Below are 26781 nucleotides of genomic sequence, written 5' to 3'. Positions count from 1 at the left end.
TCACCCACCCACAACACCATGTCAGGCGTCGATCACAGGTCTCACCGAAGAGTCCAGGCGCCACGACAACCGAAAGGACAGACCATGCGTAAGCAGATCGGAATGGGAGCCGCGTTCGTCGCGACCGCCGCTCTCCTGGCAGCGTGCAGCTCGGACCCCGAGCCGGCCGAGACCGCGACGAGTGCTGAGCCCGAGACCTCGGCCTCGGAGACTACGGACTCGATCGACGCATCGGGCCAGACGCTGACCATCTGGACCGACGCCGAGCGTGAGGGCGCGATCCAGGCCGTGGCCGACACCTTCGAGGCTGACACCGGCGCCACCGTCGAGATCGTCCAGAAGAACTTCGAAGACCTGCGCAACGACTTCATCGCACAGGTTCCCACCGGCGAGGGCCCCGACATCACCGTCGGCGCACACGACTGGCTGGGCGCGCTCGTTGAGGCCGGTGTCGTGAACACCGTCGACCTCGGCGACGTGGCTGGCGACTTCGAAGAGGTCGCTGTCGACGCCTTCACCTACGACGGCCAGCTCTACGGCCTCCCGTACGCCACCGAGGCCATCGCGCTCATCCAGAACGCTGACCTCGTGGGTGACACCGCACCCACCACGTGGGACGAGATGATCCAGATGTCGGTTGACGCCGGCTTCGAGGACCGTCCCTTCCTGCTGTTCACGAACGGCACCGCAGGCGACGGCTACTCGGCGTACCCGCTGCAGACCTCCTTTGGCGCTCCCGTCTTCGTCCAGGACGAGTCGGGTTCGTACACCTCCGAGGTCGGCATGGGCGGCGAGGCCGGACAGGCCTTCGCCGAGTTCCTCTACGAGAACGGCCAGGCAGGCAACGGCTACTTCTCCGACACCATCGACTACGACACGTCGAACACCCTCTTCGCGAACGGTGAAGTTCCCTTCATCCTGCAGGGCCCCTGGATGCCGTTCTTCGATGACGACTCGATGAACCTCGTTGTGTCCCCGATGGTCTCTGCTGGCGGCGAGACTGCAGCTCCGTTCGTGGGCGTGCAGGGCTTCTACATCTCCGCTCAGTCGGACAACGCCTTGCTGGCCAACGAGTTCCTCACCGGCTACCTGGCCACCGAGGACGCGCAGCGCGCGCTGTACGAGGCTGACCCCCGCCTGCCCGCGCTGACCGCGCTGGCCGAGGAGTTCTCCGCTGACCCCATCACCGCCGGCTTCGTGGCCTCTGCCTCGCAGGGTGTGCCGATGCCGTCCATCCCCGAGATGGGCAACGTGTGGGACCTGTGGAACGCCGCTGAAATCCAGCTCATCACCGGCGCGTCTGACGACCCTGCCGGCACCTGGGACGACATGGTCGCGGAGCTCGAAGCTTCCATCGGCTAACGTGAGGAGTGAGGCGGGTTGCATGCTGGCCCGCCTCACTCTCCACCCCCGGGGACGGCCCGTCCCCTGATTGGCAACGACGACATTCAGCAGGAGAGATTCATGGCCAAGGACGCCGCGGTGACGGTGAACGGTACGCCGGCACCTCAGGAATCGCATGCACGCCGCTGGGCGGGACTCGGATGGGGCTTCATTGCGAAGCTCATCATGATGGCCCTGGTCAACGCGCTCGGCCTCGCGATCGTTTTCTCAGCGGTCAACTCGGAGGCGTGGGCAATTCTCGCGTGCTCCGTGATCCTGCTGATCGCCGCCAACATCATCTACTTCGCGAAGCGAACGCTGCCGCTCAAGTACCTCTTTCCCGGCCTGATCTTCCTGGCCATCTTCCAGCTTTTCACCCTCGCGTACACTGGCTACGTCGCTTTCACGAACTACGGCACCGGTCACGCTGGCTCGCAGGAACAGGCCGTCGAGGCCACGCTGATCCAGAACGAGCGCCGAGTCGAGGGCTCGCCCACGTACCCGCTCGCCGTGGTGCGCGATGGCGACACCGTCGGCTTCGCTGTCACCGATGAGGAAGGCTTTGTGCGCGTGGGCTCTGAGGAGCAGCCGCTTGAGCCCGTCGACGGTGGTGCCGTGAGCGACTCCGGTGTTCCCACCGAGGTGCCCGGCTGGGAGGTTGTCAGCCGCGCCGACCTCTTTGCAGACGCGGACTTGCAGGCCGAGGTCATCGACCTGCGCGTGCCCGTCTCCGACGATCCCGAGGACGGATCGATGCGCTCGCGCGACGGCGCCTCCGGTGCCGTGTACCAGTCGTCCATTGACTGGGACGACGAGGCGCAGACCTTCACGGACAAGGAAACCGGCACGGTCTACTACGCGGACCAGGAGACCGGAAACTTTGTTGCCGACAACGGCGACAGCCTCCCCACCGGTTGGTACGTCACCGTGGGCTTCGACAACTTTGTGCGAGCAGTCACTGACGACGCGCTGGCCGGCCCATTGGCCAAGGTCACCCTGTGGACGTTCGCCTTCGCAATCCTCACGGTGCTGACGAGCTTTGGCTTGGGCCTGCTGTTCGCGCTGATCTACAACGACCCCCGCATTCGCGGCCGCAAGTGGATGCGCACGGTGTTCATCCTGCCGTACGCGTTCCCTGCCTTCATGTCCGCGCTGTTGTGGCGAGGCATGCTGAACCGCGAGTTCGGAATCATCAACGACTGGTTCTTCTTTGGTGCGGACATCAACTGGTTGGGAGACCCATGGCTCGCCAAGTTCGCCGTGCTGTGGGTGAACCTGTGGCTGAGCTACCCCTACTGGTTCTTGGTCTGCACCGGCGCGCTGCAGGCACTCCCCAGCGAGACCATGGAGGCGTCGAAGATTGACGGCGCTGGGCGCTGGCGCCAGTTCCGATCCATCACGCTGCCGCTCCTGCTGGTGTCGACCGCGCCGCTGGCGATCTCTTCGTTCGCGTTCAACTTCAACAACTTCACGATTATCTACATGTTGACCGAGGGCGGTCCGCCATTCCCCGGCACATCCGGGCTGGGATCGACGGACATTTTGATCTCAGCGATCTACAACATCTCGGGAGTCTCCGGCGGCTCGGCTGACTACGGTCTGGCCTCGGCGTTGTCGATCCTGGTGTTCATCTTCGTCGGAATCATCTCCGCGATTGCCTTCCGTCAGACCCGCAAGCTGGAGGAGATCTAGTCATGACTGCGACGACTACTCAGGCTCCCGTCCGTCGTTCCCCCTCGCGCCGCGGGCGCTGGTGGGCGGAGATCGGCTGGAAGTATCCCGTGGCTGCGGTCATCATTTTCTATGCCGCATTCCCGCTGGTCTACGTGCTGTCGGCGTCATTGTCGGCATCAGGAACATTGTCGTCCGGTGGCGCGCTGTTTTCAGACATCTCGCTGAGCAACTATGCGGCCCTGAACGACACCTCGTACTGGACGTGGGTGGGCAACACTCTCATCGTGGGAGTGTCCTCCGCCCTGGGCGCGGTCTTCATGGGCGCGTGCGCTGCGTACGCATTCTCTCGCTTCCGCTTCAAGGGCCGCCGTGCGGGTCTGACGACCCTGCTGATCGTGCAGATGTTCCCGCAGACCGTGGCCTTCGTCTCAGTGTTCTTGTTGCTGACGGCGCTGGGTGACGTGTTCCCCGCGCTGGGGATCAACTCCAAGATCGCCCTCATCTGCGTGTACCTTGGCGGCGCGCTGGGCGCGAACACGTTCCTCATGTACGGGTTCTTCAACACCATTCCGACAGACATCGACGAGTCCGCGAAGGTGGACGGCGCCACGCACGCGCAGATCTTCTGGAAGCTGATCATGCCGCTGGTGACGCCCATCCTTGCGGTGGTGGGCCTGCTCGCCTTCATCTCCGCGTTCGGTGACTTCATCTTGGCGAAGATTGTGCTGGTATCTGAGGATCAGTGGACGCTCGCGGTCGGCATGTACCAGTGGGTTTCGAACCAGCTCAGTGCCAACTGGGGATTGTTCGCTGCAGGAGCCGTGATCGCCGCAGTGCCGGTGTTGATCATCTTCCTGTCGCTGCAGAAGTACATCGTGGGCGGCCTCACGGCCGGCTCGGTGAAGGGTTAAGTCCCGAGAGTAGGGGCGCCTCTGTGGAGGCGCCCCTCTCTTCGGGCCGATGCTGGGACCGGTCCCATTGCGCCGGTCCCTGAATGTAGGGATCCCGAGCAGGCAGCCCGGGCGACCTACACGGATGACGTGGACTCGAATCAACGACGATCGAAAGGAATCACCCCATGACATGGCGTTCGCAATTGGGAGCGGTCACGGCGGGACTCGCCGCCTCCGCTCTCGCGATAGGCGGGCTGTCGACAGCCGCTGTCGCAGCCGACGACGGCCCCGTCGAGGCCGGCATCACCGTCCCCAAAGTTGAGGGGATGGGGGATGACTGGATCAACGGCGTCGACATCTCGTCGATCCTCTCGCTGGAGGAGTCAGGCGTCACCTTCTACAACGAGGCGGGCCAGGAAGAGGACCTCTTCACGGTGCTCGCCGACCACGGCGTGAACTGGGTTCGCGTCCGTGTCTGGAACGACCCGTGGACGGCCGATGGCAACGGCTACGGCGGCGGCAACGTGGACGCGGACCGTGCGACCGAGATCGGCAAGCGCGCTACCGCGGCCGGCATGCAGGTCCTCGTGAACTTCCACTATTCGGACTTCTGGGCGCACCCTGGCCAGCAGCAACTGCCCAAGGCGTGGAAGGACCTCGACACTGTGGAGCAGCGGGCGCAGGCGGTTGAGGACTACACCCGCGAGACCCTCCAGACTATGAAGGATGCCGGCGTCGACGTCGGCATGGTGCAGATCGGCAACGAGAACACCCCCAACTCTTCCGAACAGATTGTGGAAGTAGGCGGCTGGTCGGACTTCGCAACCGTGGTTGACGCGGGCGCCTCTGCGGTGCGGGAGGTGGTGCCTGATGCCAAGGTCGCAGTGCACTTCACGAACCCTGAGCGCGGCAACCACCCGGACTTTGCCGACCAGCTTGCCGCACAGAATGTCGACTACGACGTGTTTCTGAGCTCGTACTACCCGTTCTGGCACGGTGATCTCGATGACCTCACCGCGAGCCTGAACGAGATTGCGAACGAGCATCACAAGGACGTGGCTGTCGCGGAGGTGTCCTGGGCGTACACGCTCGCGGACGGCGATGGGCATGAGAACACCATCAAGACGGCGTACGACCAGTACTCCATCTCTGTCCAGGGCCAGGCCCTCGCGATCCGCGACGTCATGCAGGCCGTCGCAGACGTGGACGGCGGGCGCGGCATCGGCACCTTCTACTGGGAGCCCGCGTGGCTTCCCGTCGGGCCGCCCAGCGCGCTCGAGTCCAACAAGGAACTGTGGGAAGCCCACGGGTCGGGGTGGGCCTCAAGTTTCGCGGGCGAGTATGAGCCCGACGACGCGGGCGTCTACTACGGCGGTACATCGTGGGACAACCAGGCGCTGTTCGACTTTGACGGCCACCCTCTCGAGTCACTGAATGTGTACGAGTACGCGGTCACCGGATCCGTCGCACCCCGCGAGGTCGACGGAGTCGCATCGCCATCGCTGACCGTGACGGATGGTGCCACGATCTCGCTGCCCTCAAGCGTCGAGGTCCGCTACACCGACGGCACCAGCGAGCAAGCGACGGTGACGTGGAACGCGCGCACAGAGTGGATCGACGGGCCAGGTCGGTACACGATCACCGGTACGACCGCAGGGGGCATCGACGTCACGGCGACGGTCGAGGTCCTCGACTCCAACTCGACGGGCGACAACCTCGTCGTCAACCCCGGGTTTGAGGATGTTGCCGCTGGGTGGACCGGCACTGGCACCGGCTTCACGATTGGCCGCGAGGAAGACCCGCGCTCCGGCGCCCGTGCCACGCACTGGTACAGCACCAACGCCAACTCCTTCGAGATCGCGCAGACTCTCACGGGCGTGCCAGCGGGCACGTACCGGTTGTCGGCATTTGCGCAGGGCGACGGAGCCTCACCTGATGCGTCTGTCACCGTCTACGCGCAGCACGGGATCAGCACGGTGAGCGCTTCCGCGACGCTCCAGGGATATGAGGTGTGGCAGAACCCCACCACGGACCTCCTCAGCGTCTCGGCGGGCGGCACGGTGGATATTTGGATCGAGTGGGACATGGGCCCCGGTGCGTGGGGAACCCTCGACGACGTCACGTTTGCTCTCGGTTCTGAACTGCCCGTCGCCCACACCACTGAGCTCGCCGACCTGGCGGCTCAAGCGCGTGACATCGATACCGAGGGTTACACGGCGGTCTCGGTGCTGGCACTTGAGCGCGCCCTCCAGCGTGCGGACTTCGCGCTCGGCGCAGGAAACCCCAGCCAAGCGACGGTCGACGGTGCTACCGCTGCACTCCAGGCCGCCATCGACGGACTCGAGACGGGTGACGCCACCACTCCCGACCCGACCGTGGTGCCGGTGTCGCTCGACATCGTGGACGGCGCCACCGTCGTTTTGCCGGAGACCGTCACCGTGACGGCTTTCGACGATTCCACCAGCACGGAGGCCGTGACCTGGAACGACTCGTACGAGTGGATTTCCGGACCCGGCGTGTACACCGTGACCGGCCTGACGGAAAACGGGTGGACCGCCACCGCCACCATCACCGTGCGACCGGCGCTGTTGCTCGCGAACGGAGGATTCGAGAATGGCACGCAGGACGCGTCGCCGTGGGAGATCACCGCAGGCGACGAGTGGCCGGCCGCCGAGGTTGGCACCGCATGGGTATCCGAGTACAGCGAGATCGAGGGCAGCTTCGCGCTCAATGGATGGTCGGACGACTCTGAGGGGCCCGACTTCTGGCTCAGCGCCAAGCAGACGACGGATGAGCTCCAGGCCGGCACGTACCGTGTGTCGGCCACGGTGGCCGGAGGGAACAACGTTCTCGGCCTGGACAACAGCGCTTCCTCGACTACCTACGAGCTGGGTGTGTGGGATGGTGCCGCGTACCATTCCGTTGACCTCGGACTCCTAGGGTGGCCGGACCAGGACACGCAGTCCGTGGAGTTCACGCTCGCACAGCCCGCTGCCGTTGACATCTCGTTGTCGGCAGAGATTGTGCGCGGTGACTGGTCTTACGCAGACAACGTGGTGCTCGAGCGGATCAGCGATGCAGACCCTGCAGACACGACCGCTCTGACGGCCGTGCTTGACGAGGCTGCTGCGGTCGACCGTGAGTCGTACACCACGGAGTCGGTCGCAGCCCTGGACCTCGCCGTGGAGCGGGCCCACGTGGTGCTGGGGGCTGATGCCCCGGCACAGGACGCGATCGCCAGGGCCACCGCCGGGGTGCGGTCAGCACTCGATGCACTGGTGGAGCGCGAGGACCCCGTCGAGCCCACGCCGGAGCCCACTCCCGAACCAAGCACGGACACCACGCCGGAACCGACCGAGGAACCCACCACTGGGCCGACGGCCGAACCCACGCCGGTCCCCACCGAGGAGCCCACGCCCGAGCCCACGGGTACCCCCACCATCGAGGTGGGCGGTGGCCTGACAACGGTGACGGCAGGGGACACCATCACGCTACGCCTGACCGGTCTTCCCGACGGCCAGGTTGAGGTGGGCATCGCTAGCGTTTACCAGCGCCTCGCGCAGGTGGACGTCGTTGATGGATCCGCGATCGTCACCGTGACGATCCCGGCGGACCTCGAGCCGGGGCGCCACCACCTGCAAGTGCGTGACGCGAGCGGTGCGATCCTTGCCGAGTACGCCATCACGGTCGAGGCTCCCGCCCAGGACGCCGTCGCCAGTGGCGACGACGCGACCGGAGAGGCGCTGCCCGTCACGGGCGCCGATGGCGGTCGGCTCGCCGGCCTGCTACTGGTCGCGATTGCGTTCGCGGCCGCGGGTACGGCCCTGGTGGTGCGTCGCCGGAGCTAGACCCCTGTACAGCCCGATGCCCGGGTGAGGTGCGTACGGCACCTCACCCGGGCATCGGCCCGTTTATCGGGACAAGTACAGCTGGACCGTGAGGTCCTCGACTACTTGCACGTCGCCGGGCTGGACGGTCTCGACCGCCACGCCCACGGGCGACTCCCACGCGGAGTCCCACACCAGCTCCCAGGCGCCGCCTTCGTCCGCTGGAAGAGTGACCTCTACCGGGGTGCGAGTGCCGTTGATGACGAGCAGGGCATCAGCTTCGCCGTCCTCCGACAGCGAGCGCATGAACTGCACCACGCGAGTGGCAGGGTCCTCCCACCAGTCCTCCGACTCGGGCTGGCCGTCAGCCCTGAACCAGGCCGAGTCTGCGCGGTGGCGGTCGTCATCCGGGCGCGGATCGTGACCGTCGTAGAACTCGCTGGGTCGCAGCACGCGGTTCTCGCGGCGCAGAGCAATCAAGTGCTGCACGGTGGAACGGATGTCTGCCTGCCAGGGGTGGAAGGACCAGTCCAGCCACGAGATCTCGTTGTCTTGGCAGTACGCGTTGTTGTTGCCCTTCTGTGTGTTGCCGAACTCGTCGCCAGCCAACAGCATGGGCGTTCCCGCGCTCAGGAGGAGAGAGCCCAAAAGGTTGCGGATCGACCGCCTGCGGTAGGCGTTGATCTCGACCTCATCCGTCTCTCCCTCGTAGCCGTGGTTCCATGAGCGGTTGTTGTCCGTGCCGTCGCGGTTGTCTTCGCCATTGGCCTCGTTGTGCTTGCCGTTGTAGGCGGTGAGGTCAGCCATCGTGAAGCCGTCATGGCAGGTAATGAAGTTGACCGACGCGACGGGGCCGCGCATCAATGGCGGCTCCGTATGGCCAAAGAGGTCCGTTGAGCCGGCCAGGCGCGTTGCGAGCTCGGGCGCGGTCGGGTGGTTGCGTCCACCGCGCGCCGTGTCGGTGAGCCAGAAGGATCGCAACTTGTCGCGGAAGCGGTCGTTCCACTCGGCCATGGGAGCGGGGAAGTTGCCGACCTGCCAGCCGCCCATACCGGTGTCCCACGGCTCTGCGATCAACTTGGTGCCGCCAATGAGCGGGTCCATGGTGATGCCGACCAGGAACGGGTGGCGTGTCGAGAAGCCGTGCCCGGTGCGCCCCAGCGTGGCGGCCAAGTCGAACCGGAATCCGTCGACCCCCACTTCTTCGGTCCAGTAGCGCAGCGAATCCATGGCCATCTGCACTACACGTGAGTGGGTGAAGTCGAGGGTGTTGCCCGTGCCCGTGGTGTCGTCGTAGTGACCCGGGGAGTTGGGCTGGCTGCGGTAGTAGTCGTGGTTGTCGAGGCCGCGCCACGACAGGACACGGTCGCCCCAGCCCGCCTCTGCGGTGTGGTTGTACACCACGTCCAGGATGACCTCGAGGCCGGCCTGGTGCAGGAGGTCCACCATCCCGACGAACTCGTCGAGGACGCCTTGCGCCCCCTTGGCCTGTGCCTCTTGCGTCGCGTAGGGCGCGTGCGGGGCGAAGAAGCCCATCGTCGAATAGCCCCAATAGTTGCTGAGGCCCGCGTGGTCCAGGTGCGGCTCGGACGCGAAGGCGTGCACCGGCAATAGTTCAACGGTCGTGACACCCAGGCTCGTGAGGTACTCAATGGCGGCGGGGTGCGCAAGGCCTGCATAGGTGCCGCGTAGGTGCTCGGGCACATCCATCATCTGCTGGGTGAAGCCCTTAACATGCAGCTCGTAGATGACGGTGTCCTCCCACGGGATGCGCGGGTGCGGCGTCTGCCACGAGCCTCCGGGTTCCGCGGTGACCACCGAGCGCGGCATCAGTTCTGCCGTGTCCGCCTCGTCCTTATTGGACAGCAGCTGCGCCGCACGCTCGTGCGTCATGGGGATCAGGTCGCCCTCGATGCCGCGGCCATACGGGTCGAGGAGGAGTTTGTTCGCGTTGTAGCGGTGTCCCTTCTTGGGAGCCCAGGGGCCGTGGGCGCGGAAGCCGTAGTGCTGACCCTCACCGATCCCGGGGACGAACGCGTGCCACACGCCTGCCGTGGGGCCGTGCAGGGGGACGCGGGTCTCCGTGCCGGCGTCGTCGAACAGGCAAAGGTCTACTCCGGTGGCGTGGCCTGAGTAGACGCCCACGACGGCGCCGCCATCGGTGAGGTGGACCCCCAGGCGGTGGGGAGTGGGGGACGGGATGACTCCATCAATGGTCATGGTCTCTATTGTGCCGATCTTGAGGGTGATTGGAACGTTTCGGTGCGCGTGCGGGAGTGTCCGCGTGTACAGAGGGGAGATTCCGGCAACGGGGTGAGCTGCCCGGGCGCCTACGCGCTCACTGGGCGGCGCGCAGCTGCTGATGCAATGCCCAGCCACGAGTGCGGCACCTTGTCAAAGCACCATCCCAACTTGGGTGCCTTCTGGGAGATCCAGATCGCGGGGACGCGCTTGTCGCCGCGCGATGACCCCGCCAGCATGAAGCAGTGGTTCTTCTTGAGGAATCCAGGGTGCGCGGCAGTGATGGACAGTCCCTCCGCGATCGTTAACGGCGAGCGACCGCGGTCCGCGATCTGCGCGCAGGCATCCAGGGGCGCGACGTCCCTGAACTCGTCGCCACGCTGCACGTTGACCAGCAGGTAGGCGGGTGCCTGGGGCACCTCGAGTTCCGGACGGTCGCGGTACGGCGCCAGGCCCTCCTCGCCGTGATTACGGTCCAGAATCCCCTCGTTGGCGGAGCCGGGCAAGCGCAGGCCGGGCACGCGTGCAGCGGGATCGATGAGGGCATCCGCGACGACGGCGACGTACGGCAGCACCCCGTCCGCGGGGAACGCATCCTGAGGTAGCTCCGCGGCCGCGCCTCTCAGTGGATCGAAGACTTCGCGGAAGTCTCCCTCCGAGAGTGCCGCGAGCCGGTGCAGGCCGGCGGTGATGTACGCGTCTACCTGGTCGTCGAGCAAAAGGCTGGTCATGGCAGGGCTCCCATCTCGAAGTGGCTCAGCCCTAACGCGCAACGCGTGCCCGATGTTCCCTGGCGGGTTGACGCGCGCGGCTAGCGGTCTTTGAGTGCGTTGAGCAATGTGCCGGTGGGTGTGAGTGCGACTGCAATGACGATGAGGGTGGCGCCGATGAGGGTGAGCGCGGTGTGGGTGCTGACGATGGTGAGGGTGGGAGCGGTGCGGGCTCCGAACGCCAGGGCCCCCGTGATGCCGATCGCCCAACCGCCCGCGGCTCCGGCGGCAACGAGCAGGGCCCATTCACTCACCTGCATGGTGAGGCGTGCGGGGGCATGGACTCCGAAGGTGGCGTAAATGGCTGTATGGGAGCGGCGGAACCATTGGACCAGTGCCCACATCAGTCCTAAGGCGAGTGCGGACGCGATCCACAGCCACCTCAGTGGGCGGTCTTCGTATGCGGTGGTGTAGTCGACGGTGAACTCGTTGGAGTACAGACGGTCCGCTACCACCGCGGCGCGGCCCTCGTGCGCGAGGGCCCCGGGAAGAATCTCGGCGACCGCGTCGTGGCGTGCGGCGTCGGTCGCGACGTAGCACGCGTCCGCGGTGGCGCCGAGCAGTGACGGCACGAGCAAGGCGCCGTCATATTCGTCTCCCATGGGCGCCGTGTCCGCGACGCGCGAAGCGACCAGGCCGGTGCGTGCGGCGGGCTCGGAGTCGCTGGCTTGGCGGACCACCTCAATGGTTTCGCCGCCGAGGACGCCGGTGCGTTCGCTGAAGCCGCTCGACAGGATCGCGACGCCGCGGGGGTCCCCCTCGATTCCGAGGAACGGCAGGGCCCCGGAGGTGACGGAGTAGACGCTCGCCCGTCCTCCGGGGACCGACGTGAGTGCGCCGGTGGCGCCCGAGCGTTCCAAAGCGAAGGAGGCCTCGACCCCGTCGTAGCCCGCCAATGATTCGCATGTGGACGTGGGGATGGGGAACTGGTCTCCGTCCACGGTGGCGCCCGTGACGACGTAGACGTGACCGCCGGCGTCGATCCAGTCTTGCTCGGCTTCCATGAGCCGGGTCACGCCCAGGGCGTCGGCAATAGCGGGGGCGGCGATCAGCCACGCGGTAGCCACGATGACGATGGCAGAGGTCCACCGTCCGGTGCGTGCCGTGGCGAGGCCCTCGCGAGCTGCGAGGGACAGCGGCCAGGTGCGGCGACGGTGGGACGCTTCGCTCATGCAGGTGCTCCCGCGTGGTCCATGATGCTTCCGTCGCGCAGTTCCAGGACCACGTCGCACCGCTGCGCCACCGCCGGGTCGTGGGTGACGATGACCACGGTGCGCTCGCCGTGTGCACCGATCATTGCTTCAAGCACGGTCGCCGACGTTGTCGCGTCGAGCTGCCCGGTGGGTTCGTCGGCCAAGATGATGGGTCGGTGGGACGCCAAGGCGCGCGCGATGGCCACCCGCTGAGCTTCTCCGCCTGACAGGATGCGTGCCGGCTCGTCTTCGCGGCCGACGAGCCCCACCTGGGCGAGGTAGTCGCGTGCCCTGGCCCGAGCATCGGCCCGGCTCGCGCCGTCGGAGTAGGCGCCAACCATGACGTTGTCTGCCGCGGTGCGGTCGGGTAGGAGTGACACGGTTTGCAGCACCCACGACGCGGTGTCCGCGAGCGAGTGGTCAGCACCATCTGTGTCGACTGCCTGGATGGCGCCGGACTTCAAGGGCAGCAGGTGGCCCATCAGGGACAGCAGGGTGGTCTTACCTGAGCCGGATGGGCCGATGATCGCGGCGGATGCGCCGTCGGGGATGTCGAAGGTCACGCCGGACAGCACCTGGTGGTCGCCGCGCGGGTACGTGAAGGACACGTCGCGCGCCGCTAGTCGCATGCGATGTTCTCCCGGACCTCCCGTGGGTTCAGCAACAGCGGCTCACCCGCGAGCGCGAGGTCCACGTCCACGGTTCCGAGGGTCCCGCCTAGCGGGGTGATCGGCACCGCGTCTCCCGTGAGGTCAGGGAAGATGCAGGTGCGGCCGGCGTCGTCAGTGACGACCGCCGGTGCCGGAACGGATGCGATCTCGGTCGGTGTCGCCAGGCGCGTGAGACCGACGCCTTCGCCCAGATCCCCGAGCGCATCCGCGATGAGCGCGACCGACTCAGGTTCCGTGACGTATCCGGAACCGGCCTCGTAGTCGACCACGGCGCCACCCACGTCCAACACCAGCGGGCCGTCTGCGCTCATGGTCGGTGGCTCGGTCACCTCGATAGCGCTCATCGATGCAGTCGTGCTAAACACCGCGGTGCCGGGGGAGACACTGTCGCCCACGGCGACGCTCATCTCGTCAACAGTGGCGGCGGACGGTCCAACCCACACCACTGCAGCGCGTGACAAGACTGTGTTGTTCTTGCCATAGCCGTGTTCCTCGTTGAACTCCTTGATCGCTTGCTCGGTGACGTACCCGGCATCGCCATCGGGCTCGCCATCGAGGTAGCCCAGGTCAATGAGGAGTTGCTGGGCGATGGCGACGTCCGCGCCGTCACTTCCGCGGGATACGTCCCTGAACAGTGGCGCGTCTGCGGCGTAAGCGAAGACTTCGGCGGCATCGACGACCATAAGGAGGTCGCCGTGGGTGACGTCGCTTCCGGCCGATGCGTGCATGGCCGTGACGGTCCCACTCGCCTGGGTGGTGGGGGACAGCGCCGTGGCGTACTGAACCTTGACACTCACATTGGTTTCACCCGAGCGCTGCGCAGTCTCCACTGTGCCCATCAGCGGCGCCGCTGGTGTCGCCGCCTGGAGCGGTGACTCCTCCGATGCCGCAAACACCCACACTCCGGCCGCCAACAGCGGAGCCCCAATCGCAGCCACCAGCGCCACAGTCACGCCGGCCGAACGAACACGCGTCATTGTGAATCCCATCTCCTCGTAGCTGCCAAGAGCAACCTCGTCCGAACAGTCATGGCCCGTTGCGAGCCGGTGCTCGATCATCTGCGCGGCTCACGGGGCGTCCCTGTGGTCGCGTCAAAAAAACTTCCCAGCGGGGCCACTTGGCCGGAGCGGGTGACCTGTCACGAGTGCGATCGTTCGGTAAGTTCTGCGCGCGAGGGCTGCTAGTACGAATGCAGGCCGATCTCACCGGCACAGTCAATGCTCCCCTCGGTCTCGTTCCACAGATCAGAGGTTGCGGAGAGCAGTTCTGCGACTGTGGTGTCAGGGTCGAGGTCGACGCCTTGCTCGCTCAGACAGGCGCGCAGCTGTGGGGAACGCTCCTGGATCCACACATCGCGGGCAGATAGTGCCGCCGGCTGGGTCTGATAGACCTGACTTATCCACATTGACTCTTGGTTTTCGCACGTGTCGACAGGTGCTGAGCTGTCAGCTGCCACGGACCAGAACGGGAGCACGTAGCCCCATTCGTTTTCGTGGTCCTCGGCGCGTGCATCAAGTCCGAGTTCGGTGAGGCAAGCGACAGTCGCGTCGCGCGCCCGCGCGGCGGCCTCGTAAGTGACCTCTCCTGCTTCGCGTGCATCTTCAAGCAACGCGAGTTGCGCCGGGGATGCCCCTGAATCGACCGCGTCCCTCACTGCGGATTCCACGATGGCGGCAAATCCCTCGTCGCTGGACTCGGCGTGGGGAGTCGCTTCTGGTGAGGTCGTGCAGCCGACTAGAGCAATGGTCGTGACCGCGCAAGCAACGCTCAGTGACGCGACACCACCGGCGCGGGAGGTCATCACTAGTGAGACACCCGGTACGCCCACGCACCGAGAACAAAGTGCGTCACTTGGTGCTTGTGCCAGACGGTCGGCGTGTAGCGATGTGAGCCCTCGTCGATGTACCAGATCCGCTGCCCGACTGAGCCCGCGCAGCCGTTGTCGTGGCTCTGAGCGGAGACACCACTGTTGATGGTGCTCGTCACTCGGCAGCCGTCGACATACTGTGAGCCGGAATATGAGCGGTACGAAGACGTCTCCGCTCCACTTGCTGGCCCAGCGGACAGTGCCAATAGTGCGACCGCCGCGCTCGCGGCGAGTGTAGTGCTGAACCGTCTCATGTCGTGCCCTCCTTTGGTGCGGCGCCACCATGGCGCCGTCAAGGTAAAATACCGTCCGTTGGTATGCCTGCAAAGCCCGCATTTATGTGGGCATACGTGCGGGTCGAGGGAACACAGCCGCGGCCCGCCGCCAAGGTGCGTTGAGGGTGGCGTTGCGCGTGGCCGGTAGGTCAATACGAGGGGATCCCAGCGTCGACGACGCAGTCGGTGCCGCTGTTGACGTAGCCATCGAGGTTGAGGTCGAGGAGCTCGTCGTAGGTCGCCGTGTCCGGGACGTCGATGCCAATGTCAGATAGGCACGCGATCACCTGGGGCCTGACAGACTCCAGCTTCTGGTGACGTCCGGCCACTGATTGCGGTGCGTCGTACCACGCGCTCTCGACGAAGAAGCTGTGCTCTTCGAGGCACGCTTGGCCCTCATCTCCGCCGCCATCCGCAAAGCCGGCTGGCGATCCTGAGTAGGTGTACATGCGCTTGGGGTAGCCGGCTGAGTCGTCTATGCCCTCGTCGATGATGTGAAAGCCGAGCTCCCGCATGCATTCCAAGGACCGGTCGACTGCACTGCTGACCTCTTCAAAGGTCAACTCGCCGTCCGTCATGAGGGCAATCTGATCCTCACTTGCGCCATCTTGTTGGGCCCTCTCGATTGTGGCGGCGAACTGAGTCGGCGCAGCGTCTAACGAGTCAGTCGTGCCGGCGCACCCTGGTGCCGCAGTCACGATTGCGACTGCTGCGATCCCTTGGGCGGCCCGTCTGGGAGCACTTCGTCGGCTCATCCCTCGGACCAGCTCTGGAACTTGACATACTTTGCCTTCGGGCCGGACTCGGCCATTCGGGTCGACTCTGACCACGGCGTCCAGTAAAGCCAGTGAGAGGGCGCGCCAACCGGGACGTATTGGTGCCGCACCCCGACCTTGTCGCAGTACATCGCCCAATGGTTGACACGGTCGTAGTTGTTGAAGCTGAGCTTAGAGCCGCATCCGGCGCTTGCCGGGGCGGTCGGTGCGATGGGCGCGGTCAGGCTGGCTGCGACAACTGCCACAACCCCCCCCTTGACGAGCATTGACGTGAGCTTTTTCATCTTTTCCCTTTGCTGGTGGCCGGGCCTCAGCAGGCCCGCAAACTGGACAGTACCGATGGTTGGTAAGTGCGCCAAGCCATTACTTATGTGGGCAGGAATCGCGTAGCGCCGCCGCGAGTTCCCGCTAGGCTGGCGAGCATGCGCATTCTGGTCACGGTCAAGCACACTCCCGACCTGCAGTCCCAGCGTTCCTTCACTGACGGTCGCGTCACGCGAACCGCGGAGGACGGCACCATGAACGAGTTGGACGAGAACGCCGTCGAGGCTGCTCTCCAGCTCGTTGAGGCGGCCGGCGAGGGCGAGGTTTATGCCCTCACCGTGGGCGGGCCCGACGCGGTTGCCGCGGTACGCAAGGCCCTGCAATTGGGCGTTCACCACGCCCTGCACGTGTCCGACGAGGCCATCGCGGGCTCTGACGTGTTCGGCACCGCCAAGGTCATCGCCGCGGCAGTGCGCAAGGTGCACGACGAGGCGCCGCTGGACCTGGTCGTGACGGGCATGGCCGCCCTCGACGGGCTGACGTCGATGCTGCCCACCGCGCTTGCTGCCGAGCTTGACTGGTCGCAGTTGACCCTGGCATCGGCGCTCTCTGTGGACGGCGGCGAGGTGACCATCGAGCGTCACCTGCCGGACTCGCACGAGACCGTGAGCGCGCCACTGCCGGCGGTCGTCTCCGTGACGGACGAGGCGAACAAGCCGCGCTTTCCCAACTTCAAACTCATCATGGCGGCCCGCAAGGCCCCGGTGACCGTGTGGACCCTCAGTGACCTGGCACTCGATCCCGCCCAGGTAGGCGCGGGAGCCGCCCGCACCACCGTCATTGACGCCTCCCCGCGGCCTCCGCGCGCCGACCGCATCAAGGTCACGGACACCGGCGACGCCGGCACGCAACTCGCGAACTTCCTCATCGAGAAGGGACTGGCATGACCATCGCCGCAGTTCTCATTGACCACCGCCACGGGGCGGTCACGCGGCCCGCGCTCGAGGCCCTCACGTTGGCCCGTTCGCTCGGCACCCCCGTCGCCGTCTGGTTGGGCGAGGCTCCCAGCGCCGACGCCGCGGCTCAGTTGGGCGAGTACGGCGCCACCGAGGTCCGGGTGGTCGACGCGGCCGACGCCAGGGTTGCGTCGCGTGCTGCCGCTGCAGTCGGTGCGGCGTCCGGGGATGCCGACGTGGTCGTCATGATCTCCACGTTCGTCACCAAGGAAATCGCGACGCGACTGGCCCTCGCCACCGGCGCGGGTGTGGTCGTGGACGCCGCGGGCGCCGAGCTCGTTGACGGCAAGGTCGAGACCTTCCAGACCGTGTTCGCCGCGACCTGGGACGTGCGTACCCGCATTAACGCCGACAAGGCGATCGTGGGCGTGCGCCCCAACACGACGCACGCCACTCCGGCCGACTCGCCCGCAGCGGCGACGGTGGTTGTCGTCGACGCTGAGTTGCCCGAAGCGCGGGAGCGGATCGTGTCCGTCGAGCCCGTCGAGCAGGGCGACAGCGTGCCACTCGCGGAGGCTCCCGTCGTAGTGTCGGGTGGCCGTGGGACTTCAGGCGATTACTCGCTGGTCAGCGACTTCGCTGAACTACTCGGCGGTGCAGTGGGGGCCTCTCGCGACGCCACCGACGAGGGTTGGATTAGCCACGAACACATGGTCGGCCAGACCGGCACCACCGTGACGCCCGCGCTCTATGTCGCGTGTGGCATCTCCGGCGCCGTTCACCACCGCGGCGGCATGCAAGCCTCCGGCACCATCGTGTGTATCAACATGGACCCCGAGGCCCCCATCTTCGAGATTTCCGACTTTGGCGTGGTGGGCAACCTCTTCGACGTGATCCCGCAGGCGATCGAGCGCATCAAGGAACACCGCGGCGCCTAGCGGCCCGCGACGACGGCAGGCCCTCATGAACTCGCCTGAAGCGCCACCCGGCTTCAGGCGCGCTGTGGCCGCTGCCAGGCGCTCCATGGGGAGGCGTTTCTCTCGCCGGAATCTCAAGGAGGACGCCTCGGCAGGTGCGGTGCTTGGCATCGAGTCGGTACCCGACGGCCTCGCCAACGCCATCCTTGCCGGGGTGAACCCCATGGCTGGCCTGTACGCCTACATGCTGGGCCTGACCGGCGGCGCCCTGTTCACGGGGACCGCGATGATGGCGGTAGGCGTCACTGGGGCCATGGCGCTCGTGGTGGCAGACGTCAACCTGTCGTCATTCGACGACCCCACCGCAGCGCTCGTCACGCTCAGCCTCTTGACCGGCGTGGTGATGATCGTGGCGGGTGCGGCGCGCTTGGGCAAGCTCGTGCGCTTTGTGCCCACAGCCGTCATGACGGGATTCGTCGCCGCTGTCGGCGTGAACATCATCCTGGGGCAGCTCGGGAATCTCACCGGCACGGAACCGGATGAAGGCAACCGCATTCTCAACGCCATCTGGATCCTCACCCACCCTTTCCAACTCAACTGGTGGTCGACCGCGTTGGGGCTGGTGTCGATCGCGCTCATCGTGTGGCTGAGTACGACCAAGCTCGGTCCCTTGGGCATGGTCCTCGCGGTCGTGGTGGCAACACTGGCGGCCTTGGGCGTCAACGCATGGCAGTCGGAGACCATCGCCGTCGTTGGTGATGTGGCCGACATTGAATCCGGCTTCCCGCCGCTCGCGCTCCCTGACCTCAGCCTCATCCCCGCACTCGTCGTTCCCGCCCTCTCTTTGGCCTTTGTGGGCCTCATCCAGGGAGCAGCCGTGACGACGAGCGTCGCCGACCCAGACAAAGGGCCCGCCAACAACTCCCAGGACTTCGTAGCGCAAGGTGCGGGTAACATCGCGTCCGGCATCTTCGCGGGAATGCCCGTTGGTGCGTCCATGTCCGGGTCGACTCTGGTCGCTCAGGCAGGCGCTCGCAGCCGCACCGCGCTGCTGATCGCTTCGCTGACCCTGATGCTGATTGTCGTCCTGCTGGGTGACGTCGTAAGCGCCGTGGCGATGCCTGCGCTGGCGGCCTTGCTCATCACCGTCGGGTACGCGGCCATTAAGCCCGGAAAGGTCCGCTCGGTCATCAAGACCGGCGCCTTCCAGACCTCGCTGATGGCCGTGACGTTTGTGCTCACGCTCCTCATTCCGCTCCACCTCGCGGTGTTGGTGGGCGTGGCGCTCGGCTTCTTGCTCTTCGTGTCGCAGGCCTCGAACACGCTTGTACTCAAAGGCCTCGACGTGGATGCCAGTGGAGAGATCCGCGAGACTAAGCCACCCGCGCACCTCGCTGGCGCTGACGTTCAGGTGCTTCAGCCGTACGGCAGCATGTTCTTTGCCTCGGCGCCCATTTTCGAGAAACAGTTGCCGACGGTGGACGCACACAGCGCTGGAGCAATCGTCATTTTCCGTATGCGCGGGATTGATCAGGTGGGGTTGTCCCACGTGGAGGTCCTGAGGCGCTTCAGTTCACGGGTCATCGGCCAGGGAGGCACGGTGAAGTTCATCGTGACCAGTCAGGCCGTCCGTGACCAGTTCGAGCGTGAGCGGCTGGTGTCGCTCGTGGGCGAGAGCAATGTTTACCGTGGCGGAGAGTGGCTGGGGCGCGCCACGCGCGAGGCAGTGTCAGACGCCCTCGACGAGATCGCGCGGTCGCGCTAGCGACGCTGGTGGAGTGAGTGCGCCGACCACGTCAGGCGCGCGTGTCGATGGACAGGCCCAGTTGCTCCCACTGCCGAATCTCCTCGGCCAGACCCGCTGCCTTCGCCGCTCCCTGCACGATCGCGTGGCGGCCGGCCAGGAGGTGCAGCGGCGGCGCGTCGTGAGCCGCCACCTGGAGCAGGGCGCGCGCCAAAGCGTGTGGGTCGCCTGGCTGGTTTCCGGGAAGTGCGTCGATGCGCTCCCAGTAGGGCTCCATCACTTCTGCGTAGTCCGGATGAATGTCGCGAACCTTCGCTCCCGAGGGAATCCACTGCGACAGGACCGGGCCGGGTTCCACCAGCGTGACCTTGATGCCAAGGTGGGCCACCTCCTTGGCGAGCGACTCCATGAATCCTGAGATCGCCCACTTCGACGCGCAGTAGTAGCCCATCCCGGCGGACCCGCGCACGCCGGCGATCGAGGAAATCGTGATGATGTGGCCCTGCCGGTGCTCGCGCATGTGAGGAAGCAGCGCCGTCGTGAGGTCTGCCGATCCCCAGAAGTTGGTGTCCATGACGCGGCGTGCCTCCTGGGGGTCGGACTCCTCGATGGTCGAGAAGTAGCCAATCCCGGCATTGTTGACCACCACATCGATGGGTCCGGTACCCACCGCCTGCGTCACCGCGTAGCGGATGCTGGCAGGATCAGTCACGTCCAGCGCGAGCGGCACGACCAGCTCGGGGTACTCCTCGGCCAGGCCGGACAGCGTTTCCGGTTGCCTCGCGGTGGCAAACACGCGATGCCCGGCCGCAGCCGCTGTATGCGCGGTCGCCCGTCCAATCCCTGTGGAACAGCCGGAAATGAACCAGGTCGCCATGGGGTCTCCTTACCTCGAGGTCCGTCCAGCCTACGTGGCCGGCCACGTGTCGGTCATGGAGCGTTCACGAGAGGTTTGTCCTGTTTGCCGGGAATCTGAGGGCGAATGCCGTTAGCGTGGAGGAACATTAACTACCAGGGAGTTTTCATGCGCATGCTGACTGCAATGGTGACAACGGTGTCGCTGATCGGGGCAGGCGGGCTTGCCGCCGCGCCTGCCAGCGCACACGACGAGGACAGTGCGGCCACCGCGGCCGTCTACGCCGACGACCTCGTTGTCTCCGAGTACGTCGAGGGATCTGGCTTCAACAAGGCGATCGAAATCTATAACGGCACCAGCGCGCCGGTCGACCTGTCTGACTACGCGGTCGAGCCGTACCAGAACGGGGCGGCGAGCCCAAGTTCACGTATTGGTCTCGAGGGAACCTTGGCGCCGGGCGACGTGTACGTGTTGGCGAGTTCGACCACGTCCGGCACCAACGATGTGGCTGCGCTCGCAGACCAAGTGTCGGGGTCCGTGCAGTGGAACGGAGACGACGCGGTCACGCTTGTGAGCGCCGGGAACGTGATCGACGTGCTTGGGGTCGTGGGGGAGCGGCCCACGTGGGGAGAAAACGTCACGCTGAGGCGCGATGCCGCGGTCTGTGACGGCACGGTGACCTACGACGCGTCCGAGTGGGAGGCGTTCGCCTCGAACACGGTCGACGGCTTGGGAACTCACGAGTCCACCTGCGGTCCGGGTGGCTCCACGGATCCAGGAGACGGGGGCGACGGAGGGGACCCTGGTGATGGCGGCGATGGAGGTGACGCCAGCGCCTTGCCCATCGGCACCGTGCAGGGCGCCTCCGATGCCTCGCCGTATGTGGGAACCGACGTGACTGTTGAAGGCATCGTGGTGGGTGACTACGAGGGCCCCTCAGCCGAGGGTGCGTTGCGCGGTTTTTACGTGCAGTCCCGCGACGGCGAGCATGACGACGACCCCGCCACGTCGGAAGCCCTCTTCGTCTTCAACGGGGGTGCAAACGAGGTCGCGCTGGGCGACGACGTCTCCGTGACCGGCACCGTCTCAGAGTTTCAGGGGCAGACGCAGCTAACGAACGCTGCGGTGTCGACGCTCCGCTCTGGAGCCTCCGTGACCTCTGTGCCGGTGGAGTTGCCGTTTCCCGATGCCTCTTATGCTGAGCGCTACGAGGGCATGCAAGTGACCTTCGCAGATGAGTTGACGGTGACCGAGATCTATCTGCTTGGTCGTTTCAACGAAGTGACGGTCTCGGGTACCGGCAAGTTGGATCAGCCGACCGCGGTGGCCGAGCCCGGTGCTGACGCCGTGGCCTTGCAGGCCACCAACGACCTCGCTCGCATCAAGGTCGACGATGCTCGAAACCTCCAAAACGTTGACCCCATGGGTCGTGGAGGACAGCCCCTCAGCGCCGCGAACACCCTGCGCGGTGGGGACACCGTCACTGGGCTGACCGGTGTGATGACGTACACCTGGGCGGGCAATGCCGCCAGCGGCAACGCCTGGCGGGTGAGGCCCCCGAGCGTCGACGCCGCGTCACCGAATTTTGTCGCCGCGAACGAACGTCCCACCTCCGCCCCGGACGTGGGGGGTGACCTTCAGGTGGCGAGCTTCAACGTGCTCAACTTCTTCACGACTGTCGACGGCAACGGACCGGTGTGCGGTCCCGTCGGAGCCGAACAGTACTGCCGCGGCGCTGATAGTGCGCAGGAGTTAGAGCGTCAGACCGCGAAACTGGTCGCGGCCCTGAGTGAGCTCGACGCTGACGTGGTGGGAATCATGGAGATGGAAAACACCCCAGGTGTCGAGCCGCTTGCCGCGCTCGCAGATGCGATGAACACCGCGACCGGGACAACGACGTGGACCTACGTGGACACGGGGGTGATTGGCACCGACGTGATCCGCGTGGGACTGCTCTACGACGCCGAAGCCGTATCCGAGGCCGGGGACCATGCAGTCCTCGACTCACGTGTCGACGAACGGTTCGATGACGACCGCAACCGTCCGTCGCTTGCGCAAACATTTGAAGACAACGCCACGGGAGAGACTTTCACGGTTGTCACGAATCACTGGAAGTCGAAGGGTTCTTGCCCCGAGGTGGGGCCTGATGCCGATCAGGGCGACGGTGCGGCGTGCTGGAACGAGACGCGCCGCCTGGGGGCTGAGGCTCTTGTCGACTGGCTCACGACGCACCCCACGGGGGTGGAGGAGGGCGATGTCCTCATCATGGGCGACCTCAACTCCTATGCCCAGGAGGATCCCATCGATGTTCTGCGCGAGGCGGGCTACGTGGACCTCGCGGAGGACTACTCCTACGTCTTCGACGGCCAGTGGGGGTCGCTCGACTACGTGTTCGGATCGGCGACACTTGCGCAGCAGGTGACGGATTCCGCGCACCTCCACATCAACGCGGACGAGCCCGGGGTGCTTGACTACAACACGGAGTTCAAGAGCGCGGCGCAGGTCGAGTCGCTCTACGCGCCGGACATGTACCGCACCTCCGACCACGACCCCGTGCTGATTGGACTGGACCTGGTGACGCCGGAGCCCACGTGCCAGGTGTCCTACGAGATCCATGGCCAATGGCCCGGTGGGTTCATCTCTCAACTGTGGATCACCAACACGGGTGACGAGCCCGTGAATGGGTGGGACCTTGGGTTCGACTTCACCGCAGGTGAAGTCGTCACCAATGGCTGGTCCGGGACCTGGCGGCAGGAGGGAGACCGCGTGGGCGTCGCGTCGATGTCGTGGAACGGTGCGCTCGCGCCAGGGAGGTCCGTGACGGTCGGCTTCGTCGGTAGCGCGCCAGCCGGGGCGGAGGGCGTGGAGAACGTCACCCTCAATGGCGAGGCGTGCACCCTCGGGTAGCACCCCCGACGCGGTGAGGGCCGATGCTAGGGTCACCCTGGCATCGGCCCTCACCTATGGGCGCATCAGCCCTCGTGGTGCTCGTCGGCGGCAAAGAGTGGATCGTTATCACCCGCGAAGCCGGCGTTGCCGATCGGCGCGAACCCCAGCGCCGAGTGGGCCGTGCGGTAGCGCTGGTAAAACGTGATGGCGGCCTCGTCCGAGCGCTCTTGCGCGACGACCCACACGGCATCAAAGCGCCCGTCTTCGAGCGTGATGAAGCCGTCAAAGCACACGGCGATGCGGGTAGCGTCAGAAGTCTTCGCGTGATCGAAAGCGAACTGCACGCTGGCTTCGAGTGTGCCTGCGGAGAACCGGGCGAGACTGCGCTTGCCCGAGGCATCCTCGGCGACCACAAACGGAATCACAGGCCCGTCTTCCGCGGACGCCGTGCCGTGGTCGAGCGCCATGAGCGCGAGGTCGTGCAAGCGGGGCGAGCCAGGTATCTCCATGCCCACCACGCTAGCGCCGCGCTCCGTACAATGACGACGCATGGCCCACTACCTTGATCATGCCGCGACCACGCCCATGGTGGACGTCGCCGCAGAGGCGCTCGCCGCGCATGCGGGACTGGTGGGCAACCCCTCCGCCTCGCATGCAGGGGGACGGCGGGCGCGCGCAGTTGTCGACGACGCTCGCGAGCGCGTCGCGGCTGCCGTTGGCGCGCATCCAAGCGAGGTGATCTGGACCTCTGGCGGCACGGAGGCGGACAATCTGGCCATCAAGGGCCTGTATTGGGCGCGGCGACAGGCTGATGCCCGCCGAACTCGCATTGTGATCAGCGCAGTTGAGCACCACGCGGTGCTTGAGCCCGCGGAATGGCTCGCCGCGGAGCATGGCGCACAGCTGGTCCTGCTGCCGGTCGACGCCCATGGGCGCGTGGACCTGGACGCCGTGAAGAATGAACTCGCTGCCCACGCCGAGTCGACCGCCCTCATCTCCGTCATGTGGGCCAACAACGAGGTCGGGACGGTGCAGCCGGTTGCCGAGGTGGCCGCGCTCGCGGCGGCCCACGGGGTGCCGTTCCACACCGACGCGGTGCAGGCCGTCGGGCACGTTCCGGTGGACTTTGCTCATTCCGGCGCGACAGCTCTATCTCTCAGCGCGCACAAGGTGGGCGGGCCCGTAGGGGTGGGCGCGCTCGTCGTGACCCGGACCGAGCGGCTGATGCCCGTGACGCACGGCGGCGGTCAGGAGCGGCAGATCCGTTCGGGCACGCTGGACGCGGCTGGCTTTGCGGCCACCGCGGCCGCTCTCGATTGGGCGGTCGATCACCTGGAGGGCGAGGCCGCGCGCCTACGTGAGCTCCAGGCGCATGCCGTCGAACGCATCCTTGCCACGATCCCGGATGCGGCGCTGACGGGCACAGGACTGGGGCCTGGCCGGTTGCCGGGCAACGTCCACGTGTGCTTCCCAGGGGCCGACCCCGACGCCCTCATGTTCATGCTCGACAGTCAGGGGATCCTCGCGTCCAACGGTGCTGCCTGCTCGGCGGGCGTGCATCAGTCCAGTCACGTCCTCATGGCGATGGGCTACAGCGCCGCAGACGCGTCTTCAACCATGAGGTTCTCGCTTGGCCACACCACGACCAGCGGCGACATTGATGCGCTGATGGGGGCCTTGCCGGAGGCAGTGGAGCGTGCGCGGCGTATTCGGTGAGGCTGGCGCCCGCTTGTCAACTGTCGGTGAGGCCCTGAGCGATCGCCTCGTTGAGGGCCGCCTCGACATTGATGATGCCCGCGTCAAGTCGCTCCGCTTCCCAGTGATTTTCCGCGGTATCCGTCAACAAGCCAAAGACCTGGTCGACTGTGAGTCCCGCGGACATCAGGAGGGCCGTGGCGCCGGCCACCAGCGGAGACGCCATGGACGTGCCTGACAGGGTCTCGTAGCCGTCGGAGCCGTCGGGGAAGATCGTGGTCGCGTACGTGGGTACCGTGGACAAGATGCGCGAGCCCGGGGCTGAGACGGCGCGCACGTCACCCGAGTTGGTGTAGACCGCCGGGAGCTCGAGTTCGTTCGAGGCATTGACGACCAGCACCTCAGTATCGAGCTGGTACTGCTGCCCAGTTTCGGCGGAGTTTCCGGAGGCGGCAACGACTGCGACGCCCGCCTCATAGGCGGCGCTAATGGACTCATTGATCACGCCGCCCTTCTCGATGCGGCCCAGCAGGCCCGTCTCGTCCAACGACAGGTTGATCACGTCCGCCCCATTGTCGACGGCCCAATCGATCGCATCGGCAATGTCCTGGTTGCCGCCGGCGCCCGAGGCGTCGAGGACACGCAAAGGCATGATCTTCGCTCCCGGCGCCGCGCCAATGATGCCCTTGTCGTTGGCCGCCGCGGCCGCGATCCCCGCGACGTGCGTGCCGTGCCCGTTCTCATCCTTGGGCCTACGGTCGTCGTCGACGAAGTCCCGACCGTCGACAGTGCGGCCACGGAGGTCGGGGTGCGTGTCGTCGACCCCGGTGTCGACGACCGCAATGACGATTCCTTCGCCCGTGTATCCCTGAGCCCAGACGGCGGGAACACCGATGGCGTCCAGGCCCCACTGGCTCTCCCGCAAGGGGTCCTTCGCCGTCGTGGGGTCGATGTCGGATGAGCACGCTGCGGTGGTCAGGACCAGGCCAGCGGCAAGGGTGGCTGCGAGGACGCGTGGGGGCATGGGGGAATTCTTCCAGGTTGGCCGGTCCGCCGCCACTACCGGGAAAGGCGCGCAGCGCAACGGGCGGCAGCTACGGTGAAGTGGTGGAAAGGATCGCCCGTGACACCTGACGCCCCTCCCGCCCTCGCCAATGCCAGGGATCTCGCCGATGCCGCTGCCGGGCTGCGCCGCGGAGTCCTCTTCCGCGCGGATGCGCCAGCCGAAGGGGACGGCGTCCCGGAGGGCCTCGAGCCATGGCCGCCCGCTACTGTCATCGACCTAAGGGGCGCCCAGGAGAAGGGTCGGCCCCACGGGCTCGCGCGCACGAGCACGATCATCGACCTCGAGGTGCTCGACGAGGCCAACCTCACTGGCGACGCTGCACATCAGACACTCACCTCACTCGAGGCTCTCTACGCACACATGACGGAGGGAGCCGCGGCGCGAGCGTTGACCCGCGCCACGAGAGAGCTGGCCGTGGCAGACGCCCCCGTGCTGTTTCACTGCTCCGTGGGGAAGGACCGCACCGGTGTGCTCGCCGCGCTCGTGCTGTCGCTGGTGGGCGTGGCGCGTGAGCGCATCGTCGCGGACTACTGCGCCACTGGCCCCCACATGGAGGCGGTCATCGCGCGCATGATGCGGGGCGTCCCCGCCGAGTTCGCCCAGGCCGCATTGGGCTCGGTGCCGCCCGAGGTGTTCGAGGCGCCGGCTCATGCCATCGAGGCCGTGCTCGACCGCTGGGAAGAGGCCGGGGGAGCGCAGCGCTGGTACCTCGACCACGGCGGCGACCCCGAGACCCTCGCCGCTCTGACGGCGCGACTGATGGCGGCTTAGCCCCAGCATCGGCCCGTCGCCGGGCCGCGTACCATGGATGGGCAATCGTTCTG

The 26781-nt window shown here is 66.2% G+C and carries 21 protein-coding genes; 10 read left to right on the top strand and 11 right to left on the bottom strand.

Annotated features, from left to right (window positions below):
• Nucleotides 1–84: 84 nt before the first annotated feature.
• The 4 genes from AOP75_RS11435 (at nucleotide 85) to AOP75_RS11420 (ending at nucleotide 7798) form a co-directional block, all read left to right on the top strand.
• Nucleotides 85–1362 carry a sugar ABC transporter substrate-binding protein gene (locus tag AOP75_RS11435; RefSeq protein ID WP_062079217.1) on the top strand — a complete coding sequence of 426 codons (1278 nt, stop codon included), beginning with the start codon at nucleotides 85–87 and terminating at the stop codon, nucleotides 1360–1362.
• Nucleotides 1363–1464: 102 nt separating this feature from the next.
• Nucleotides 1465–3075 (top strand): ABC transporter permease subunit, encoded by a 1611-nt coding sequence (locus AOP75_RS11430; RefSeq protein WP_062079216.1) that lies wholly within the window; start codon nucleotides 1465–1467, stop codon nucleotides 3073–3075.
• A 2-nt stretch (nucleotides 3076–3077) separates the two neighbouring features.
• A complete protein-coding gene (locus tag AOP75_RS11425; RefSeq protein ID WP_062079215.1) occupies nucleotides 3078–3968 on the top strand; it encodes a sugar ABC transporter permease in 891 nt (296 codons plus the stop codon).
• 167 nt (nucleotides 3969–4135) lie between these two features.
• Nucleotides 4136–7798, top strand: a complete 3663-nt coding sequence (locus tag AOP75_RS11420; RefSeq protein ID WP_062079214.1) for a glycosyl hydrolase 53 family protein — start codon at nucleotides 4136–4138, stop codon at nucleotides 7796–7798.
• Between the two features lie 63 nt (nucleotides 7799–7861).
• Here AOP75_RS11420 and glgX read toward each other — a convergent pair whose 3' ends face one another.
• From glgX to AOP75_RS11380, 8 genes are all read right to left on the bottom strand, one after another.
• Nucleotides 7862–9997 carry a glycogen debranching protein GlgX gene (glgX, locus tag AOP75_RS11415; RefSeq protein WP_062079213.1) on the bottom strand — a complete coding sequence of 712 codons (2136 nt, stop codon included), beginning with the start codon at nucleotides 9995–9997 and terminating at the stop codon, nucleotides 7862–7864.
• Between the two features lie 110 nt (nucleotides 9998–10107).
• A complete protein-coding gene (locus AOP75_RS11410) occupies nucleotides 10108–10749 on the bottom strand; it encodes a DUF5701 family protein (RefSeq protein ID WP_062079212.1) in 642 nt (213 codons plus the stop codon).
• Nucleotides 10750–10829: 80 nt separating this feature from the next.
• A complete protein-coding gene (locus AOP75_RS11405) occupies nucleotides 10830–11960 on the bottom strand; it encodes a hypothetical protein (protein WP_062079211.1) in 1131 nt (376 codons plus the stop codon).
• Nucleotides 11957–12610: an ABC transporter ATP-binding protein gene (locus AOP75_RS11400; protein ID WP_062079210.1), complete on the bottom strand. Its 654-nt coding sequence runs from the start codon at nucleotides 12608–12610 to the stop codon at nucleotides 11957–11959. The genes AOP75_RS11405 and AOP75_RS11400 overlap by 4 nt, the downstream gene beginning before the upstream one ends.
• On the bottom strand, nucleotides 12601–13629 hold the full coding sequence (locus AOP75_RS11395) for a peptidoglycan-binding domain-containing protein (RefSeq protein ID WP_161794573.1): 1029 nt from the start codon (nucleotides 13627–13629) through the stop codon (nucleotides 12601–12603). The genes AOP75_RS11400 and AOP75_RS11395 overlap by 10 nt, the downstream gene beginning before the upstream one ends.
• 203 nt (nucleotides 13630–13832) lie before the next feature.
• Nucleotides 13833–14453 carry a hypothetical protein gene (locus AOP75_RS11390; protein ID WP_062079208.1) on the bottom strand — a complete coding sequence of 207 codons (621 nt, stop codon included), beginning with the start codon at nucleotides 14451–14453 and terminating at the stop codon, nucleotides 13833–13835.
• Between the two features lie 2 nt (nucleotides 14454–14455).
• Nucleotides 14456–14773 carry a hypothetical protein gene (locus AOP75_RS12565; RefSeq protein WP_152650071.1) on the bottom strand — a complete coding sequence of 106 codons (318 nt, stop codon included), beginning with the start codon at nucleotides 14771–14773 and terminating at the stop codon, nucleotides 14456–14458.
• Nucleotides 14774–14943: 170 nt separating this feature from the next.
• Nucleotides 14944–15372 carry a hypothetical protein gene (locus AOP75_RS11380; RefSeq protein ID WP_062079206.1) on the bottom strand — a complete coding sequence of 143 codons (429 nt, stop codon included), beginning with the start codon at nucleotides 15370–15372 and terminating at the stop codon, nucleotides 14944–14946.
• A gap of 620 nt (nucleotides 15373–15992) precedes the next feature.
• Here AOP75_RS11380 and AOP75_RS11370 point away from each other — a divergent pair.
• From AOP75_RS11370 to AOP75_RS11360, 3 genes are all read left to right on the top strand, one after another.
• Entirely contained in the window at nucleotides 15993–16781 is a 789-nt protein-coding gene (locus AOP75_RS11370) for an electron transfer flavoprotein subunit beta/FixA family protein (RefSeq protein WP_062079204.1), read from the top strand.
• Nucleotides 16778–17728 carry an electron transfer flavoprotein subunit alpha/FixB family protein gene (locus AOP75_RS11365; protein ID WP_062079203.1) on the top strand — a complete coding sequence of 317 codons (951 nt, stop codon included), beginning with the start codon at nucleotides 16778–16780 and terminating at the stop codon, nucleotides 17726–17728. The genes AOP75_RS11370 and AOP75_RS11365 overlap by 4 nt, the downstream gene beginning before the upstream one ends.
• Before the next feature lie 85 nt (nucleotides 17729–17813).
• The gene (locus AOP75_RS11360) at nucleotides 17814–19472 is read left to right on the top strand and encodes a SulP family inorganic anion transporter (protein WP_236683165.1); all 1659 of its coding nucleotides are present in this window, start codon (nucleotides 17814–17816) and stop codon (nucleotides 19470–19472) included.
• 31 nt (nucleotides 19473–19503) lie between these two features.
• On the opposite strand, the gene AOP75_RS11355 is transcribed toward AOP75_RS11360, so the two are convergent.
• On the bottom strand, nucleotides 19504–20328 hold the full coding sequence (locus AOP75_RS11355; RefSeq protein WP_062079201.1) for an SDR family NAD(P)-dependent oxidoreductase: 825 nt from the start codon (nucleotides 20326–20328) through the stop codon (nucleotides 19504–19506).
• 147 nt (nucleotides 20329–20475) lie between these two features.
• Between AOP75_RS11355 and AOP75_RS11350 the strand changes: the two genes are divergently transcribed.
• Entirely contained in the window at nucleotides 20476–23214 is a 2739-nt protein-coding gene (locus tag AOP75_RS11350) for an ExeM/NucH family extracellular endonuclease (protein WP_062079200.1), read from the top strand.
• Between the two features lie 65 nt (nucleotides 23215–23279).
• Here AOP75_RS11350 and AOP75_RS11345 read toward each other — a convergent pair whose 3' ends face one another.
• The gene (locus AOP75_RS11345) at nucleotides 23280–23705 is read right to left on the bottom strand and encodes a hypothetical protein (RefSeq protein WP_152650070.1); all 426 of its coding nucleotides are present in this window, start codon (nucleotides 23703–23705) and stop codon (nucleotides 23280–23282) included.
• Nucleotides 23706–23745: 40 nt separating this feature from the next.
• On the opposite strand from AOP75_RS11345, the gene AOP75_RS11340 reads away from it, so the two are divergent.
• Complete coding sequence (locus AOP75_RS11340; protein ID WP_062079198.1) at nucleotides 23746–24912, top strand: cysteine desulfurase family protein; 1167 nt, start codon at nucleotides 23746–23748, stop codon at nucleotides 24910–24912.
• Nucleotides 24913–24928: 16 nt separating this feature from the next.
• Here the strand turns inward: AOP75_RS11340 and AOP75_RS11335 are convergent, their stop codons facing one another.
• Complete coding sequence (locus AOP75_RS11335) at nucleotides 24929–25915, bottom strand: S8 family serine peptidase (RefSeq protein ID WP_062079197.1); 987 nt, start codon at nucleotides 25913–25915, stop codon at nucleotides 24929–24931.
• A 99-nt stretch (nucleotides 25916–26014) separates the two neighbouring features.
• Between AOP75_RS11335 and AOP75_RS11330 the strand changes: the two genes are divergently transcribed.
• Nucleotides 26015–26728: a tyrosine-protein phosphatase gene (locus AOP75_RS11330; protein WP_062079196.1), complete on the top strand. Its 714-nt coding sequence runs from the start codon at nucleotides 26015–26017 to the stop codon at nucleotides 26726–26728.
• Nucleotides 26729–26781 lie beyond the last annotated feature (53 nt).

The organism is Demequina globuliformis (assembly GCF_000975155.1).
In the GTDB taxonomy this organism is placed as follows: domain Bacteria; phylum Actinomycetota; class Actinomycetes; order Actinomycetales; family Demequinaceae; genus Demequina; species Demequina globuliformis.
The sequence above is the reverse complement of the archived record's forward strand: the minus strand, read 5'-3'. Positions and strand labels throughout refer to the sequence as shown.